We start from the raw sequence: 14943 nt of genomic DNA, 5'->3' as shown, positions 1-14943 counted from the left end.
GTGGGGAGGGGGTGGCGGTTGTTGCGGCGGGTACGGGCCGCCCCCCTGCGGCTGCGGCTGGCGGTAGCCCGGCGGCGGCCAGGGCAACGAGGGTGGCCGTTGTGGCTGCCCTGGCCCTTGTGGCGGGGGTGGATACTGCCCGTTCCCTGTCACCGTGTCTCCCCGTGTACGCGGTTGTCTGCTTTCGGTGGCTCTGCGCCGCGACTTGGCGGACCCTTGCCAAATTTGGGGCAAAAGCATACTGATTTCTCACCCGTCACGGATGTAGCGGTGCTCGGTTACGGTCCGAAATCATTCGAGGTGATCTCCGCTATCTTTCGGTCCCGAGGGCGGGTGGTGTCCTAGCTTCTTTGGCATGAATCTCCAGCAGCTCCGCTATGTGGTCGCGACTGCGGAGCACCGCACCATGACCGACGCGGCAAGATCGCTCTACATCGCGCAACCCGCGCTCTCGCGGGCCATCCGCGATCTGGAGCGGGAGCTCGGCATGACGCTCTTCGCTCGTTCCGGCCGCGGCGTGGTCGTCACCGCGCAAGGTCGCCGGGTGGTGAAGCTGGCAAGGGAGGCGCTCGGCGCGGTTCACGAGATCGAGGGCCTGTCCAACCACGCCGGCACCACCGACGCCGAGCTCCGCATCGCCGCCACGCCCAGCCTCGAACCCGGTCTCGCGGGGCGGTTGTTGCCCGCCTACGCGGCCGACCATCCGGGAGTGCGCGTGCACATCGTCCGCTGCGACGGCCGTGACGGCGTCGTCAGCGCCATCAGGGATCAGCGGGCCGATCTCGGGCTCACCGATCTCCCCGTGCCCACCGACCTCATCACCCACCCGCTCGAACGCCAGGAGATCGTGCTGATCTCCCCGCCCGGGCTCGAACTGCCCAACCCCGTGCCGATGGGCAAGCTGAACGGCATGCGCCTGGCGCTGCCCGCCCGCGGCAGCCTGCGGCGCAGGGAGCTCGACGCGATGTTCGGCAAGTTCGCGGTGACGCCCGTGGTCGTGCTCGAAACCGACGAGCGCAACGGCTGGCTCAACGCGGTACGCGCCGGTCAGGCGTCCCTGCTGTGGTACCGCGGCATGGCCGAGCAGGCCGGGCGCGCGGGCCTGGTGGTGCGCTCACTCGAACCCGCGGTACGCCGGATCATCGCCGTGGTCCACGCCCGGCGCCGTCTGCCGCTCATCGCCCAGGACTTCCTGGCCACCGCAGAAAAGGGGACAGCCGCCTGACCACTTTCGGAACGCTCCATGTCCATCCACGACCAGCTGAGAAGGGCCCGGATCATTCCGAGCCCGGGGCCCTGCCGAGCACCACGTGCCTCTGAAGGGCCCATGAAGGCCGCGGACGACGTCGTCGCCGGCCTCTGATTCCCCCAGCACCTCCCGGAACCCCCGCCGGCGTGTGCCTTCCGGCACGTGACACGACGCCGTCCAGGCAGTCCCCGGCGAAAGAGCGTTTTCGCGTACGACGCGGCGCAGGGCTCCGGCAGGATCGCCCGCGATGCCTGACACCGCGCACGAGCCCGCGGCAGGGGCGTGGCCCGCACAGTCACGGCGGGCCAGGCCTAGCGGGACACCGGCAGCCGCACCTCGGCCCGCAACCCAGGGCCGGCGTCCTCCAGCGAGACCGTGCCACCATGCGCCCGCACGGTCTCACGGACGATCGCCAGCCCGAGGCCGGCGCCGCCCTCGTCGCGGCTTCGCCCGGAGTCGAGCCTGGTGAAGCGGTTGAACACCCGATCGCGGTCCTGCTCGGGGATGCCGGGGCCGTCGTCGGTCACCGTCAGCACGCCGTCCGCGGTCAGCGCCACCTCGACCTTGGAGGAGGTGTGGCGTACCGCGTTGTCCATCAGATTCGTCAGCACCCGGCTCAGGTCGAGGGCGTCACCGCGCACCACGACCGGGTCGCACACCGTCAGCCGTGCCTCGCCGTACCGCTCGACGACCTGGCGCACCACGTCGTCGAGGTCGACGGGCTCGCGCCTGGCGGGCACGCCGCCGCGCTCGTCCAGCCTGGCCAGCGCCAGCAGGTCCTCGGCCAGCCTGGACAGCCGCATCGTGTCCTCCAGCACGCCCTCGGCGGTCTCCTGCCAGTCCTGGCCGCCAGGGTGCCCGAGCGCCACCTCCAGCTGCAGCCGGATGCTGGCCAGCGGGCTGCGCAACTCGTGCGCGGCGTCGGAGACCAGCGCGCGCTGGCGCTGCTCGGCCTCCTCCAGCCGGGCCAGCATGTCGTTGAGCGTCGTCGCCAGCGAGTGCACCTCGTCCTGCGACTGCGGCACCGGCAGCCGGCGCGACCTGGCCGTGTGCGTGACCTCCGCGGCGCCCCTGCGCAGCGCGGAGATCGGCCGCAGCGTACGGCCGATCATGAGCCAGCTGGCCACCGCGAGCAGCACCACGAGCGCGGGCGTGCCGACGAACAACACCCTGGCGGCCGTGGCGAGGCTCGTCTGGATCTCGCTGACGGGCCTGGCCGCCACCACGGTCTGGCCGCGGTCCGCGCGCAGCACGATCACCCGCAGGAACCCCGGGATCGCGTACGGCCGCCCGTCCAGCAGCGTGGCCTGCCCGTCGGCCAGCACCTGGGCCCTGGCCTCCGCGTCGAGCAGCGGCACCAGCCGGTCGGCCCCGTACGTGACGTGCGTGATCCGCCCCCGGTCGTCGATGACCTGCACGATCGTGCCGTCGTGGGTGGTGATCGGGCTGGTCAGCGTCCCGGCGTCGGCCGCCACGCGCACGGCCTGCGCCTGCGCCCTCGTCGACTCGTCCACGGTGTCGATCAGCGCCCGGTCGAGCACGCTGAGCAGCACCGAGGCCGACACCGCCAGCGCCAGCGCCAGCACGGCGGCGGCCGCCACCGTGAGCCGGAACCGCAGCCCCTGCCGCCGCCACCAGGTCAGCGGCGAGTCAGCCACCGTCGCCCGCCAGCCGGTAGCCCGCGCCGCGCACGGTCTGCAGCGCGTTCCTGCCGAAGGGGGCGTCGATCTTGCGTCGCAGGTAGCCGACGTACACCTCGACCACGTTGGGGTCGGTGTCGAAGGTGTCCCACACGTGCTCCAGGATCTCCGTCTTCGACACCACCTCGTCGCGCCTGCGCATCAGGAACTCCAGCAGCGCGAACTCCCTGGGCGTCAGCTCGACCGGCCGTTCGCCACGCTGCACCCTGCGCCGCGCCGGGTCGAGCGACAGGTCGCCCGCCACGAGCACCGACGGCCGCCGCCCCGTGTCGCGCCGCAGCAGCGCCCGCAGCCTGGCCACCAGCACCACGTACGAGAACGGCTTGGTCAGGTAGTCGTCGGCGCCCAGGTCGAGCCCGTCGGCCATGTCGTACTCGCCGTCCTTGGCCGACAACATGAGGATGGGCACCCAGTTCTCCTCGGCGCGCAGCCGCTTGCACACGTTGTAGCCCGACAACCTCGGCAGCATGATGTCGAGCACCACGACGTCGTAGTCGCCGTGCCGGGCCGCGTGCAGCCCCTCCTCGCCGTCGTGGGCGAGGTCCACGGCGAACCCCTCCGCCTGGAGTCCCCGCTGGAGCGCGGCGGCCATCCGCCGCTCGTCCTCGACGACAAGCACTCTCATGTGGCGATTCTCCCGTTCTGGGGCTGAGACCGAGCTGAGAAGACTGAGAGCCGTCTCAGACAATCTCAGGCCCGCCTAAGGATGCATGACGCAGGCTCTGAGCATCGACATACGGTAAAGGAGTGAGATGCGTAGAGGAACGTACGTGAGGTGGGGGGTCCCGGTCGCGGCCGCGGCCGTCATCGGAGCCGCGATCGGCGCCGGCCCCGTGATCGCCGCCGTGAGCGGCGATCCCGTCCTGCCGGAGCGCTCGGCCGAGCAGCTGCTGGCCGACGCGGCGTCGGCCACCAGCAAGGCGGGCGGCGTGCCACCGATGTCCGGCACCGTCCAGCAGACGGCCTCGCTCGGCCTGCCCGCGCTGCCGCAGACCGCCGACACCTCGCCGCTCAGCCTGCTGTCCGGCTCCCACGAGGTGAAGGTCTGGTACGGCGCCCACGACAAGGTGCGCGTCGCCATCCCGACGCAGCTGAACGAGACCAACCTGATCCTCGACGGCGACCAGGGCTGGTACTGGGACAGCTCCACCAACACCGCGACCAGGCTGACGGTCAAGAAGGACGCCGGCCAGGAGCACCGCACGCCGATGCCGCAGGCGTCCGACCTGACGCCGCAGCAACTGTCCGAACGGCTGCTGGCCGACGCCGAGCAGTACACCGACGTCCGGGTGATCAACACGGCCGAGGTGGCGGGCCGCCCGGCCTACCAGCTCGTGCTGTCGCCCAAGGCCGAGGGCTCGCTGGTCCAGGAGGTACGCATCGCGCTCGACGGCGAGACGTACGTCCCGCTCCAGGTCCAGGTCTACGCCAAGGGCTCGGCCGAGCCGGCGTTCCAGGTCGGGTTCACCCAGGTGACGTTCACGCCGCCGGCGCCCGAGAACTTCGCCTTCGCCCCACCCGCGGGTGCCAAGGTGGAGGAGAGGACGCTCGGCGACAGGCCCCACGGCGAGCACGTCGCCGAGGAGCGCGCCGAGCAGGCCGAGCACGTCAAGGACCGCGTGAAGGTGGTCGGCGACGGCTGGGCGAGCGTGGCGGTCCTGCCGTTCGACCAGAAGGAGCTGGCCGCCAAGGCGGCGCAGGCCCCGGAGGGCGGCGAGCGGTTCGGCCCCGACGCCGACCCGAAGGCGCTGCTCGACAGCGTGCTCAAGTCCGCCACCCCGGTGAGCGGTCCGTGGGGCTCCGGCAAGCTCATCAAGACCAAGCTCGTCACCGCCCTGCTGACCGACGACGGCCGCATGCTGGTCGGCCCGGTCACCCCGGAGGAGATCACCAAGGCGGCGGGCACCAAGTGACCGCCGTCACTCAGGAAGCGGGGGCGCCCTCCGGGGCGGCCCCGCCCCCGGGGCCCGGACCCGGGGAGAGCGCCATCGTCACGCGCGGCCTGACGAAGCGTTTCCGCGGCGGCCAGGTCGCCGTGGACGCGCTCGACCTGGACGTGCCCCGCGGCTCGGTGTTCGGCTTCCTCGGGCCGAACGGCTCGGGCAAGACCACGACGATCCGCATGCTGCTGGGCCTGGTCGCGCCGACGTCCGGCGACTACTCCGTGCTGGACCTGCCTCTGGCCCAGGCGCTGCCCAGGGTCGGCGCGGTGGTCGAGGGACCGGCCTTCTACCCGTACCTGTCGGGCGAGGCCAACCTGCGGCGGTTCGACACCGCCGACCCGACCGCCCGCGGCGGCACCGCCGCGCGGCGCATCTCCGAGGCGCTGGAACGGGTGGGCCTGTCGGCCGCCGCGGGCAAGCGTTACCGCAACTACTCCCTCGGCATGCGCCAGCGCCTGGCCATCGCCGCCGCCCTGCTCGGCCCGCGCGAGCTGCTCATCCTCGACGAGCCGACCAACGGCCTCGACCCGCAGGGCACGCGCGAGGTCCGCTCGCTGGTCAAGGAGATCGCCGCGGACGGCACCACGGTCTTCGTCTCCTCGCATCTGCTGGCCGAGGTCGAGCAGATGTGCACGCACGCCGCGATCATGCGGACCGGCAGGCTCGTGGCACAGGGCACGATCGCCTCGCTCCGCAGCGGCCTGGTCGTCCGCGTCCGGGTGGAGACGCCCGACGCCGCCGACGCCGCGCGGGTGCTCGGCACGCTGGGCCTGCCCGACGTGCGCCGGTCGGGCGTGGAGGTCACCGCCGAACTGGACGGGCGCGCGCCTGAGCAGATCAACGCCGCGCTGGTGGGGGAGGGTGTGGCCGTACGCGGGCTGTCCGTCGTGCGGCCCAGCCTGGAGGACGTGTTCGTCGGACTGACAGGGGAGGGCTTCGATGTCGACGGCTGACACGACGGCCGGCACGACGGCCGGCACGACGGCCGAGACGCGGACCAGGCGCACACCCGGGCTCGTGCCGGTCGAGGAGACCCTGCGGAGCGCCGAGCGCGGGCCGCAGCCGCCCGCCGCGGGCCCCGGCACGCCGCCCGCCCGGGTGCCGTGGTCGTTCTGGCGGCTGCTCGGCTCCGAGCTGGGACTGACGTTCCGCCGGCCGCGCAACCTGCTGATGCTGGCCGCGCTGGGGGTCGTGCCGGTCGTCGTCGGCGTCGCCCTGCGCATCGTCGCCGCCGAGGACGGCATGGGCGGGATCATCCAGGACGTCGCGGGCAACAGCCTCATGCTGACGTTCGTCTCGTTCTCGTTCCTCGTGCTGCTGCTCATGCCGGTCGTCGTCAGCGTGGTGGCGGGCGACTCGATCGCGGGCGAGGCGGGCGCGGGAACACTGCGCTACCTGCTGACCGCGCCGGCCGGGCGCACACGGCTGCTGGCCGTCAAATATCTCAACGCGGTCGTCTTCGCGTACGCCGTCACCGCGGTGGTGGCGCTGTCGGCGCTGGCGACCGGGCTCGCCCTCTTCCCCGCCGGGGACGTGACGCTGCTGTCGGGCACCACCATCTCGATGGGCGACGGGCTGCTGCGCATCCTCATCGCCGTCGGCTACGTGGGCGCGGGCATGGCCGCCCTGGCCGCCGTCGCGCTGGCCATGTCGACCTTCACCGAGGTGTCCATCGGGGCCATCGCCGCCACCATCGTGCTGATCATCGTCTGCCAGGTGCTGCGCGCGATCCCGGAGCTCGGCTCGATCACGCCGTACCTGCTGCCGACGCGGTTCACGAACTTCGACGCGGTCCTGCGCAGCCCCATCGACACCGCGGCGATGGGGGAGGGACTGCTGGCGTTCGGGGCGTACATCCTGCTGTTCGGCTCGATCGCCTGGGCCAGGTTCTCCGGCAAGGACATCACCTCCTGAGACCCGCGCCCGGCCGGAGCGGGGGCGCCCCGGCAGGGCGCCCCTCGCCCGTGCGTCAGGAGGAGGTACGGCGCCGCAGGCCGAGGAAGCCGACGACGACGCCGGCCACGCCCACCAGCAGGCCCGCGCCGCCCAGCAGGCGGGCCGTCCCGTCGGACGCCGACGCCGCCGCCACCGGGGCGACCGACGGCGTGGCACCTGCGTCCTCGGTGGCGGCGGACGGCGAGGCGGAGGCCGCCGTGTCGCCGCCGGAGGCGGGCACCAGCTTGAGCAGCGGGGCGGGGTGCTCGGCCTCGGTGCCGTCGGCCTTGGGGGCCTCCGACCAGTCGACGACCTCGCCACCGGAGTAGGTCTGCTTCGTCGGGAACATCAGGGAGCCGGTGTCGGTGGGCAACTGGCCCATGGACACCTCGAACTCCTGGAACTGGCCCGGCTCGATCTTGCCTCCCGACCAGACGACCTTGGTGACGGCCTCCTCCAGCTCGCCGTACTCGGTCTTGACCGGCGCGGGCAGCTTGCCCTCTGTGACCTTGACGTCCCACCCGGGCACGGGCTTGACCGACACGAAGGCCAGCGGGTGGTCGGTGGGGAAGGAGACCTCGACCTTGGTGGTCGAGGCGTCGTCGCGCTCGTTCGGCACCCGGAAGGCGACCTTGGTGAACGAGCCCTGTTCGGCGGTGCCCGGCTGGACCGTGACGTGGGCCAGCGCGGGCAGGGCGAGGCCCGCGGTGAGAGCGGTGGCGGCGGCGAGCACGGTCGCCGCGCGGCGTACGAAGGACATGCGGAAACTCCACTTGGTCGAAAGGTGATGGGGCGTCAGACGGTCAGGCGGGAAGTGGAGGACCACGCCTGGCCACGCAGTGCCGGAACCCCGGCTGGAGCGGCACCACCCTGGTGCGGACGATCGCCGCGGCGGGCCGCGGGCAGGACACGGCGACCGGTGCGAGCAGCACGAGACGGCGGCCGATGCGGCGCAGCAGCGACCAGAGGGCGGCCTCGCCGCGCGAGAGCCACAGGCCCGTGATCACCGTGGCCGTCAGGTGCGTGAGCAACATGCCGGTGCCGACGGCCAGGCCGCCCTGGGCGTGGCCGTGCACCGTGACGTAGGACGCGCCCTCGCCCGCGAACAGCTCGTGCAGCCCGAGCTGCGCGCCGACGAGCACGAGGTTGATCGTCAGGGCCGAGCGTTCCCTGCCGCACAGCGCGAGCCCCAGCGCGGACACGGCCGCGAGCCCGAGCGCTGCCGTCCCCGGCGCCGGTGCGGCGCCTCCGCCCAGCACGTGGGCGAGGGTGGCGAGGGTCACGCAGACAGCGGCGAAGGCGGCCGTCCGCGCGAGCCTGAGAGGAAGTCGCGCGCCCATGAGTGTGCCCCATGTTCTCACGGGGCAGGGGCATATGAGGCCCTGAGAGCGAAGCTGTGCAATGCCTGGGCCGAAAATGGCTTTTGTCGCTAGGGTCGTGCCCACCACGTCGACATTGAGGTGAGAACGTTGCGGCACTTAGCTGGTCTGCTCCTCGGGCTTGTGGTGACGGCGGCTGTGCTGGCAGGCGGGGGATGGGCCGTCCATCAGGCGGTGGGGGGCCCCGTGGCGACCGCCCCCGACAGTCAGACGTTGTGGATCGCGCTCGGCTCCATGGCCGCCGTCGGGCTGGTGGTCGGCCTCGTGGTGGCGGGACGGGTCTCGCCGCTGGCCACGTTCCTGCCGTCGATGGTGCTGCTGGCCTGGACGGTGGTCTACGCGCTCGACGTGAACAGGGCGCTGTCGTTCGTCCCTGACGAGCCGTCGATGCACCAGCTCGTCAGGGAGGCCGGCGCCGGCGCCAGGACGCTGCTGACGACGGGCGTGTTCGCGCTGCTCGGCGTGGCCCTGTTCATCCCCGTGCTGATGCCGTCGCGCTGGTCGAGAGGCGACGACGACGACCTCGACGAGGAGTACGAGACCACGCCGGAGCGCAGCTACTACTAGGCGGTGCCGCTGCCGGTGTAGAGGCGGGCGACGACCTCCTCGATGTCGGACTGGTCGGGGGCCGTGGCCATGAGGTCGCCGAGTGTCCCGTCGAAGGCCAGCCGGCCATGGTCGATCAGCATGACCCGGCGGCACAGGCGCTCGATGTCGCCCAGGTCGTGCGTGGTGAGCAGAACGGTGGTGCCGCGCTCGGCGTTGAGCCGCTTGAGGAAGTCGCGGATGCCGGCCTTGCTGACCACGTCGAGCCCGATCGTCGGCTCGTCGAGCACCAGCACCTCGGGGGCGTGCAACAGTGCCGCCGCGAGGTCGCCGCGCATGCGCTGCCCCAGGCTGAGCTGGCGTACCGGCGTGCGGAGGAAGGCGCCGAGGTCGAGCGTCGCGATCAGCTCGTCGAGTCGCGTGCGGAACATGTGGCGATCTACTTTGTAAAGGTGCCGGATCAGTTCGAAACTGTCCGCCAGCGGCAGATCCCACCACAACGTTGTACGCTGCCCGAACACCACACCGATCCGCCGGGCCAGGGTGGTGCGCCTGCGCGAGGGGTCCAGGCCGGCCACCCGCACCGTTCCCGAGGTGGGCGTGAGGATGCCGCACAACATCTTGATCGTGGTGGACTTGCCCGCGCCGTTGGGCCCGAGGTAGCCGACGAACTCTCCCGGCGCGATGGTGAACGACAGGTCGCGTACGGCGTGGACGAGGTTGCGTTTCACCTTGAACGAGCGCCCGGCCCGATCAAGCTCGATCATGGTCAACTCCCCGTGGATCGGTAGTGCCTGATGCCCTGACGCCAGGCGAGCCCGGCCGCCAGGGCGAGGGCCAGCGCGGCTGCCGGCCCGAGGAAACGCATGAACTCCGGCGTGCCGAAGGGGTCGTCCCTGCCCAGCACGTACAGGCCCGGCTGCCAGTTGACGAAGGCCATCGGGAGCACGTAGGTCACGCCCTTGACCAGGTCGCGGGCGTAGATGCTGAGGGGGTACTGGGTGAGCTGCTGGCCGCCGTAGGTGAAGGCGTTGCCCAGCTCCGGCGCGTCGGTGAGCAGGAACTGCGCCGCGCCGACCAGCGTCCAGACCGCGGCGAAGATGACGAACGCGGTGACCACCATGACCGGGATCATCCAGAGGCGCCCTTCTTCCAGGTCGAGCACCGCGACGGCGTAGCCGAGCACGAGCCCGGCCTGCAGCACGCGGCCGACCCTGTTGGGGTTGAAGCGGTCGGTGGTGAGCTGCAGCCACGAGCTGACGGGCCTGATGAGGAACGTGTCGAAGGTGCCGGCCTTGATGTGCTGGCTGACCCGGTCGATGTTGCTGACGAGCAGGTCGCACAGGGCGAACGACACGCCCGCGGCGCCGTACAGGAAGAGCACCTCGTCGCGGGAGAACCCGGCGAGGGTGGTGGTGTTGGCGAAGACGATCAGGATCACGGCGACGTCGAGCGTGGTCGTGACGATGCCGAGCACGGTCATCAGCGCGAAGGAGGCGGGATAGGCGGCGGCGGCGCGCGTCCAGGTCCAGGCCAGCCGGGCATAGAGGCTAACCACCCTGGATCACCACCTTGTGGCGGATCGCCCGGGTGGCCAGCGCGCCGAGCGCGAGCAGGACCGCCGCCCAGAACGCCTGGAAGGCGAGCGTCTCCATGACGGCGGCCTTGCCGAGGTAGAGGTCGGTGGGCAGCTGGACCATGGCGGCCCACGGCAGCGACATGGCGAGGTCGGCCAGCCACCCGGGGAAGATGTGCAGGGGCACCATCATGCCGCTGAAGAACGTCGTGAGGACCATCGACAGCACGGCCACGCCGCGGTCGTCGATGAGCCAGCAGACCGACAGCGCGATCAGGTAGCGCCAGCCGAAGCTGACGACGACGGCGAGGGTGAATCCGGCCATGAACGCCGCCCACCTGCCGGGGTCGCCGGGGACGACGACGCCGAACACGGCCGCGCCGACCAGCATGGGCGGGATTCCGCGGACCAGGAACAGGTAGCAGGCCCTGCCGGCGTCCTCGGCGAAGGACCAGGCCTGGAGCGGGGCCGGGCGGACGAGGTCGAGCGCGATGTCGCCGCTGCGGATGCGTTCGGGTATGGCGAGGCCGCCGCCGAACAGCTGCATCGGCGCGATGAACGCCTGGGTGACGAAGGAGTAGGTGATGGCGTCGGCGATGTCGTAGCCGGCCAGGCCGGGGCGGGCCTGCCACAACGCGATGAGGATGTAGGCGCGCAGGACGCCGAACACGCTGTTGGTGAAGGCGCCGGCAAGCGCGGCTCCGACGTAGGTCGAGTGTTTCCTGAAGCCGTACCGGACGAGCCGGGCATAGAGCGGTATGGTTTTGCACCTCCGGGGGGTGATGACACGGTGACAGGCCGTGTCCGGACCCGTGCGCGGGTCTGCCGACGAGAAAGCAGAAAATTATCCGCTGGGGCGCCGGGGGCGCGCAACGCAATTTGCAGCTGCGGGGATCGGATCCGCGCTGGCCGGTAGGAGCGGGCGAGCAGGGGAAGGGGACGTACTGGAGGACCGACATGCGGATCGATGAGGACGTTGTTCCTCGATACCCCCTGAGCTGGCAGGCCCGCGCGCTCACCGGTTTCATGCGCGGCACCTTGAAGCCCGCGTCCAGCCTGCTGATGCGCCATCCGCTGGCGCTGGTCTGCGCGGCCAGGCTCGGGGACCTCGCGCGGCTCGTGCAACTGCCGTACCCGGAGCATGTCGCGATCGCGTCCGTGCGGCTGTCGTCGTGCGGCGGCGAGTGGGTGCGTGGCGGGGAAGGGCTCGACGAGCGCAAGGTCGTGCTCTACTTCCACGGGGGCGGATACTTCTCGTGCTCGCCGGGGACGCACCGGCCGATCACGTGGCGGTTGTCCGCCGCGGCCGGACGGCCGGTGCTGGCGCTGGACTACCGGCAGGGGCCGGTGCACACGCTGGCCGACTCGCTGGCCGACGCGCTGGACGCCTACGACTGCCTGCTCGGGCGCGGCTACGCGGCCGACGACATCGTGCTCGCCGGCGACTCGGCCGGCGGCCATCTGACGCTGGCGGCCCTGCTCGCGCTGCGCGACCGGGGACTGCCGCTGCCCGCCGCCGCGATCTGCCTGTCGCCGTGGGCGGACCTGACCGACGCGCCGCGGCACGTGAACCGCCGCCAGGACCCCATGCTCCCGGAGAGCCGGGTGCGCTGGCTGGCCCGCCGCTGGACCTCCGGCCTGGATCCGCGTGATCCGCTGGTGTCGCCGGTGCACGGCGACTTCACGGCGCTGCCGCCCCTCATGATCGTGACGGGGTCGACGGAGGTGCTGCGCGACGAGGGCAGGCGCGTCGCCGAGCGGGCCCGCCGGGCAGGGGTGGCGGTCAGATATGAGGAGTGGGACCGCATGCCGCACGTCTTCCCGATCCTGGCGGACGTCCTGCCGGAGGCGCGGCTGGCGTTCCGCCACATCGCGGGATTCCTGGGGGCGGTGGCCGGCCGGCCGGGCTCGCTGGAGGATCCGGCCGCGGCATGAATTACGTCGTGTCCCTTTTTTGCGGTGATCGGGCTGCGGCCGGCGATCAGGAGCATGTAAGGTTAGGTATACCTAACCTGAGTCAGGGGGCTGTTGGAATGGCTGAGAAGCCCGCAGATCACCACAAGGGCGTCGTCCTGCGGACCGAGTGGATCGCGCGGCACATGGTACGCGTCGTGCTCGGGGGTGACGGGCTGTCCGGCTTCGCGACCACGGGGTTCACGGACCACTACGTCAAGCTGGTCTTCCTGCACGACGACGTCGACTACCCCGAGCCCTTCAGCGTGAAGGCGTGCCGCGAGACGATGCCGCGCGAGCACTGGCCACGGCTGCGCACCTACACCGTGCGCGCCTGGGACCCCGACGCCCGCGAGCTGACCCTCGACTTCGTCGTGCACGGCGACGAAGGGCTGGCCGGGCCGTGGGCCGCCGCGGCGAAGCCGGGGGACGTGCTGCTCATGCTCGGCCCCGGCGGCGGCTACGCGCCCGGCTCCGAGGCGGGCTGGCACCTCCTCGTGGGTGACGAGAGCGCGCTGCCCGCGATCGCGGCCTCGCTCGAAGCTCTGGAGGAAGGGGCGCTCGCGCACGTCCTGGTCGAGGTGGACGGGCCCGGCGACGAGCAGAAGCTCGACACCGCCGCCGACGCGCGGATCCTGTGGCTCTACCGGGGCGAGCGCCCCGTCGGCCAGGCGCTCGTGGAGGCGGTGCGGGAGCTGGAGTTCCCCGAGGGCGACGTGCACGCGTTCGTGCACGGGGAGGCGGGGTTCGTCAAGCTGCTCCGCCGGCACCTCCGGCTGGAGCGGGGGATCCCGATGGACCGGCTGTCCATCTCCGGCTATTGGCGCGCGGGCGTGGACGACGAGGGCTGGCGAGCGGTCAAGAAGGACTGGAACCGCCAGGTCGAGGCGGAGGAGGCCGCCGCCATCGCGTCCTGAACCCGCTCCCCGCCAGGAACGCGACACCACATACGCCCCACGGCTTCCTCACTCCGGAGGAACGATCGCCTTACCTCTGATACCGCTTGCGCAAGACGTACGGAAAGCCCGCCTGGATGCGGTCACAGTGTGCTGTGCCATGGTCCAGACAGGAAGGGCGAAACCCGGATGGCGCGTGGTGCGAGCGACCTGCCTGCCGGCGTACGACCGCTCACGGTGGGCGACCCGGTCATCATCGGGCGCTGTCCGCTGCTGGGCCGCCTCGGCGCGGGCGGCATGGGAGTCGTCTACCTGGCCGAACACCCTCAGAGGGGTCTCGTAGCGCTCAAGACACCCCATACGATTCATCTCAACGATGCCACGTTACGCGCCCGCTTCGCCGAGGAAGTGGCTTTCTCACGCAGACTGGTGCCGTTCTGTACGGCGGCGGTCGTCGAGGACGGCACCGACCACGACCGGCCCTATCTGGTCACCGAGTACATCCCGGGCCCCGCGCTCTCCCAGGTCGTGTTCGCGCAGGGGGCGCTGACGCCCGACCGGGCCTACGGTGTGGCGCTCGGCGTCGCCGCCGCGCTGGTCGCCGTCCACGAGGCCGGGCTGGTGCACCGGGACCTCAAGCCGGCCAACGTGCTGCTGTCGGCGCGCGGGCCGCGCGTCATCGACTTCGGCATCGCCCGCGACGTCGACACGCTCTCCGCCCACACGCAGGCCGGCCAGGTCATGGGCAGTCCCGGGTGGGTGGCGCCCGAACGGCTGACGGGCGCGGCGGCACTGCCGGCGTCCGACGTGTTCGCGTGGGGATGCCTCGTGGCGTTCGCCGCCGCGGGGCACCACCCGTTCGGGAGCGGGGAGGCGGACGTGCTGACCCGGCGCATCCTGTTCGAGCCGCCGCGGGTCCAGGGCGTGCCCGCCCTGCTGCGGCCCGCCGTCGAGGCGGCGCTGGCCAAGGAGCCCGCCGACCGGCCCCGGGCCGCCGACCTGCTGCGGGTGCTGCTCGCCGCCGGCGGCGTCGGCGATCCGCGGGATTCGCGCCGGGCGGTCGGCGAGGTGCTGCGAAAGGTCTGGACTCCCGTGCCGTACCCGCCGGGAGGGGGACGGGTACGGCACGGCGACACCGGCTCCGGCGAGCTCTCCGGCGCGGCGGTCGTGGAGCGTTCCCGCAGGCGCCGGAGGGCCAGGACGGGGGCGAGCCTCGCACACGCCAGCTTCGCCGCGCTGGCCACGGTGTCGATCGCGGCCGTCACGGTGATCGCGGCGTCGGGAGCGGACGGCACACCCCTCGGGGGCGGCTCGCTGCTGCCCGGCGACCCGCCGTCGGCCGTCCGGCCGGAGGGCAGCGCCGTGTCCACCACACGCCCCACCCCGGCCGGGCACGTGCCGTCCACCCGAGCCCTGCTCACCACGGGCCCTGCTACGGAGCCCACCACAGGGCAGGCGACAGGGCCGGCGACGGATCCGGCCACGCCCACGGTGTTCGTCACGCGCACCCGTACGCGGAAGGGCGCCCGCAGCCCTTCACCCCAGCGGTGGGACACCGGGCACCCGCGGGCACCCTGGTCCGGCTCCGCCGGGCCGCAGGAGTCCGGCGGGGACGACCCCGGCGCGTGCGCGGCCCCGGCGGGCAGGAGACGCGGCGCCATGGCCAGGCGGGACTGCCCGCGGCCGTCGTCGTCGATCACCACGATCCCCCAGGACGGGCCCGGCGAGTCGCCGGACCCCTCCACGCCCTGTCTCTTATACACCAC

General features: G+C 72.1%; 15 protein-coding genes. 8 read left to right on the top strand and 7 right to left on the bottom strand.

Annotated features, from left to right (window positions below; genetic code table 11):
• Positions 1 to 355: 355 nt before the first annotated feature.
• The gene (locus E1295_RS42575) at positions 356 to 1225 is read left to right on the top strand and encodes a LysR family transcriptional regulator (protein ID WP_132640126.1); all 870 of its coding nucleotides are present in this window, start codon (positions 356 to 358) and stop codon (positions 1223 to 1225) included.
• A 335-nt stretch (positions 1226 to 1560) separates the two neighbouring features.
• Here the strand turns inward: E1295_RS42575 and E1295_RS42570 are convergent, their stop codons facing one another.
• Positions 1561 to 2907 carry a sensor histidine kinase gene (locus E1295_RS42570; RefSeq protein ID WP_132640124.1) on the bottom strand — a complete coding sequence of 449 codons (1347 nt, stop codon included), beginning with the start codon at positions 2905 to 2907 and terminating at the stop codon, positions 1561 to 1563.
• Positions 2900 to 3574 carry a response regulator transcription factor gene (locus E1295_RS42565; RefSeq protein WP_132640122.1) on the bottom strand — a complete coding sequence of 225 codons (675 nt, stop codon included), beginning with the start codon at positions 3572 to 3574 and terminating at the stop codon, positions 2900 to 2902. Before E1295_RS42565 ends, E1295_RS42570 begins: the two co-directional genes overlap by 8 nt.
• Positions 3575 to 3719: 145 nt before the next feature.
• Here E1295_RS42565 and E1295_RS42560 point away from each other — a divergent pair, with 145 nt between their 5' ends.
• The 3 genes from E1295_RS42560 to E1295_RS42550 are packed head-to-tail and all read left to right on the top strand — an operon-like array spanning position 3720 to position 6806.
• Entirely contained in the window at positions 3720 to 4862 is a 1143-nt protein-coding gene (locus E1295_RS42560; RefSeq protein ID WP_246081055.1) for a LolA family protein, read from the top strand.
• Positions 4859 to 5845, top strand: coding sequence for an ABC transporter ATP-binding protein (locus tag E1295_RS42555; protein WP_132640118.1), 987 nt, complete (start codon positions 4859 to 4861; stop codon positions 5843 to 5845). Before E1295_RS42560 ends, E1295_RS42555 begins: the two co-directional genes overlap by 4 nt.
• The gene (locus E1295_RS42550; RefSeq protein ID WP_132640116.1) at positions 5832 to 6806 is read left to right on the top strand and encodes an ABC transporter permease; all 975 of its coding nucleotides are present in this window, start codon (positions 5832 to 5834) and stop codon (positions 6804 to 6806) included. Before E1295_RS42555 ends, E1295_RS42550 begins: the two co-directional genes overlap by 14 nt.
• A gap of 55 nt (positions 6807 to 6861) precedes the next feature.
• Here E1295_RS42550 and E1295_RS42545 read toward each other — a convergent pair whose 3' ends face one another.
• A complete protein-coding gene (locus E1295_RS42545) occupies positions 6862 to 7587 on the bottom strand; it encodes a YcnI family copper-binding membrane protein (RefSeq protein ID WP_132640114.1) in 726 nt (241 codons plus the stop codon).
• Positions 7588 to 7630: 43 nt separating this feature from the next.
• Positions 7631 to 8167: an MFS transporter gene (locus E1295_RS42540; RefSeq protein WP_132640112.1), complete on the bottom strand. Its 537-nt coding sequence runs from the start codon at positions 8165 to 8167 to the stop codon at positions 7631 to 7633.
• A gap of 225 nt (positions 8168 to 8392) precedes the next feature.
• Between E1295_RS42540 and E1295_RS42535 the strand changes: the two genes are divergently transcribed.
• On the top strand, positions 8393 to 8773 hold the full coding sequence (locus E1295_RS42535; RefSeq protein WP_246081053.1) for a hypothetical protein: 381 nt from the start codon (positions 8393 to 8395) through the stop codon (positions 8771 to 8773).
• Here E1295_RS42535 and E1295_RS42530 read toward each other — a convergent pair.
• From E1295_RS42530 to E1295_RS42520, 3 genes are read right to left on the bottom strand one after another with little or no spacing between them, the layout of a single operon-like run.
• Complete coding sequence (locus tag E1295_RS42530) at positions 8770 to 9519, bottom strand: ABC transporter ATP-binding protein (protein WP_132640108.1); 750 nt, start codon at positions 9517 to 9519, stop codon at positions 8770 to 8772. The two genes, E1295_RS42535 and E1295_RS42530, sit on opposite strands and share 4 nt — an antisense overlap.
• A 2-nt stretch (positions 9520 to 9521) precedes the next feature.
• A complete protein-coding gene (locus tag E1295_RS42525) occupies positions 9522 to 10310 on the bottom strand; it encodes an ABC transporter permease (RefSeq protein WP_246081050.1) in 789 nt (262 codons plus the stop codon).
• The gene (locus tag E1295_RS42520) at positions 10303 to 10998 is read right to left on the bottom strand and encodes an ABC transporter permease (RefSeq protein WP_246081048.1); all 696 of its coding nucleotides are present in this window, start codon (positions 10996 to 10998) and stop codon (positions 10303 to 10305) included. The genes E1295_RS42525 and E1295_RS42520 overlap by 8 nt, the downstream gene beginning before the upstream one ends.
• A gap of 287 nt (positions 10999 to 11285) precedes the next feature.
• Between E1295_RS42520 and E1295_RS42515 the strand changes: the two genes are divergently transcribed.
• From E1295_RS42515 to E1295_RS42505, 3 genes are all read left to right on the top strand, one after another.
• Positions 11286 to 12263, top strand: coding sequence for an alpha/beta hydrolase fold domain-containing protein (locus tag E1295_RS42515; RefSeq protein WP_166427684.1), 978 nt, complete (start codon positions 11286 to 11288; stop codon positions 12261 to 12263).
• A gap of 98 nt (positions 12264 to 12361) precedes the next feature.
• Positions 12362 to 13198, top strand: a complete 837-nt coding sequence (locus E1295_RS42510) for a siderophore-interacting protein (protein WP_132640104.1) — start codon at positions 12362 to 12364, stop codon at positions 13196 to 13198.
• A gap of 168 nt (positions 13199 to 13366) precedes the next feature.
• Positions 13367 to 14943 (top strand): serine/threonine-protein kinase (locus tag E1295_RS42505; protein ID WP_132640102.1); only part of this gene is annotated, 1577 nt, incomplete at its 3' end.

The organism is Nonomuraea mesophila, assembly GCF_004352805.1.
Taxonomy (GTDB): Bacteria; Actinomycetota; Actinomycetes; order Streptosporangiales; family Streptosporangiaceae; genus Nonomuraea; species Nonomuraea longispora.
This window is presented reverse-complemented; position numbering and strand designations above follow the sequence as displayed.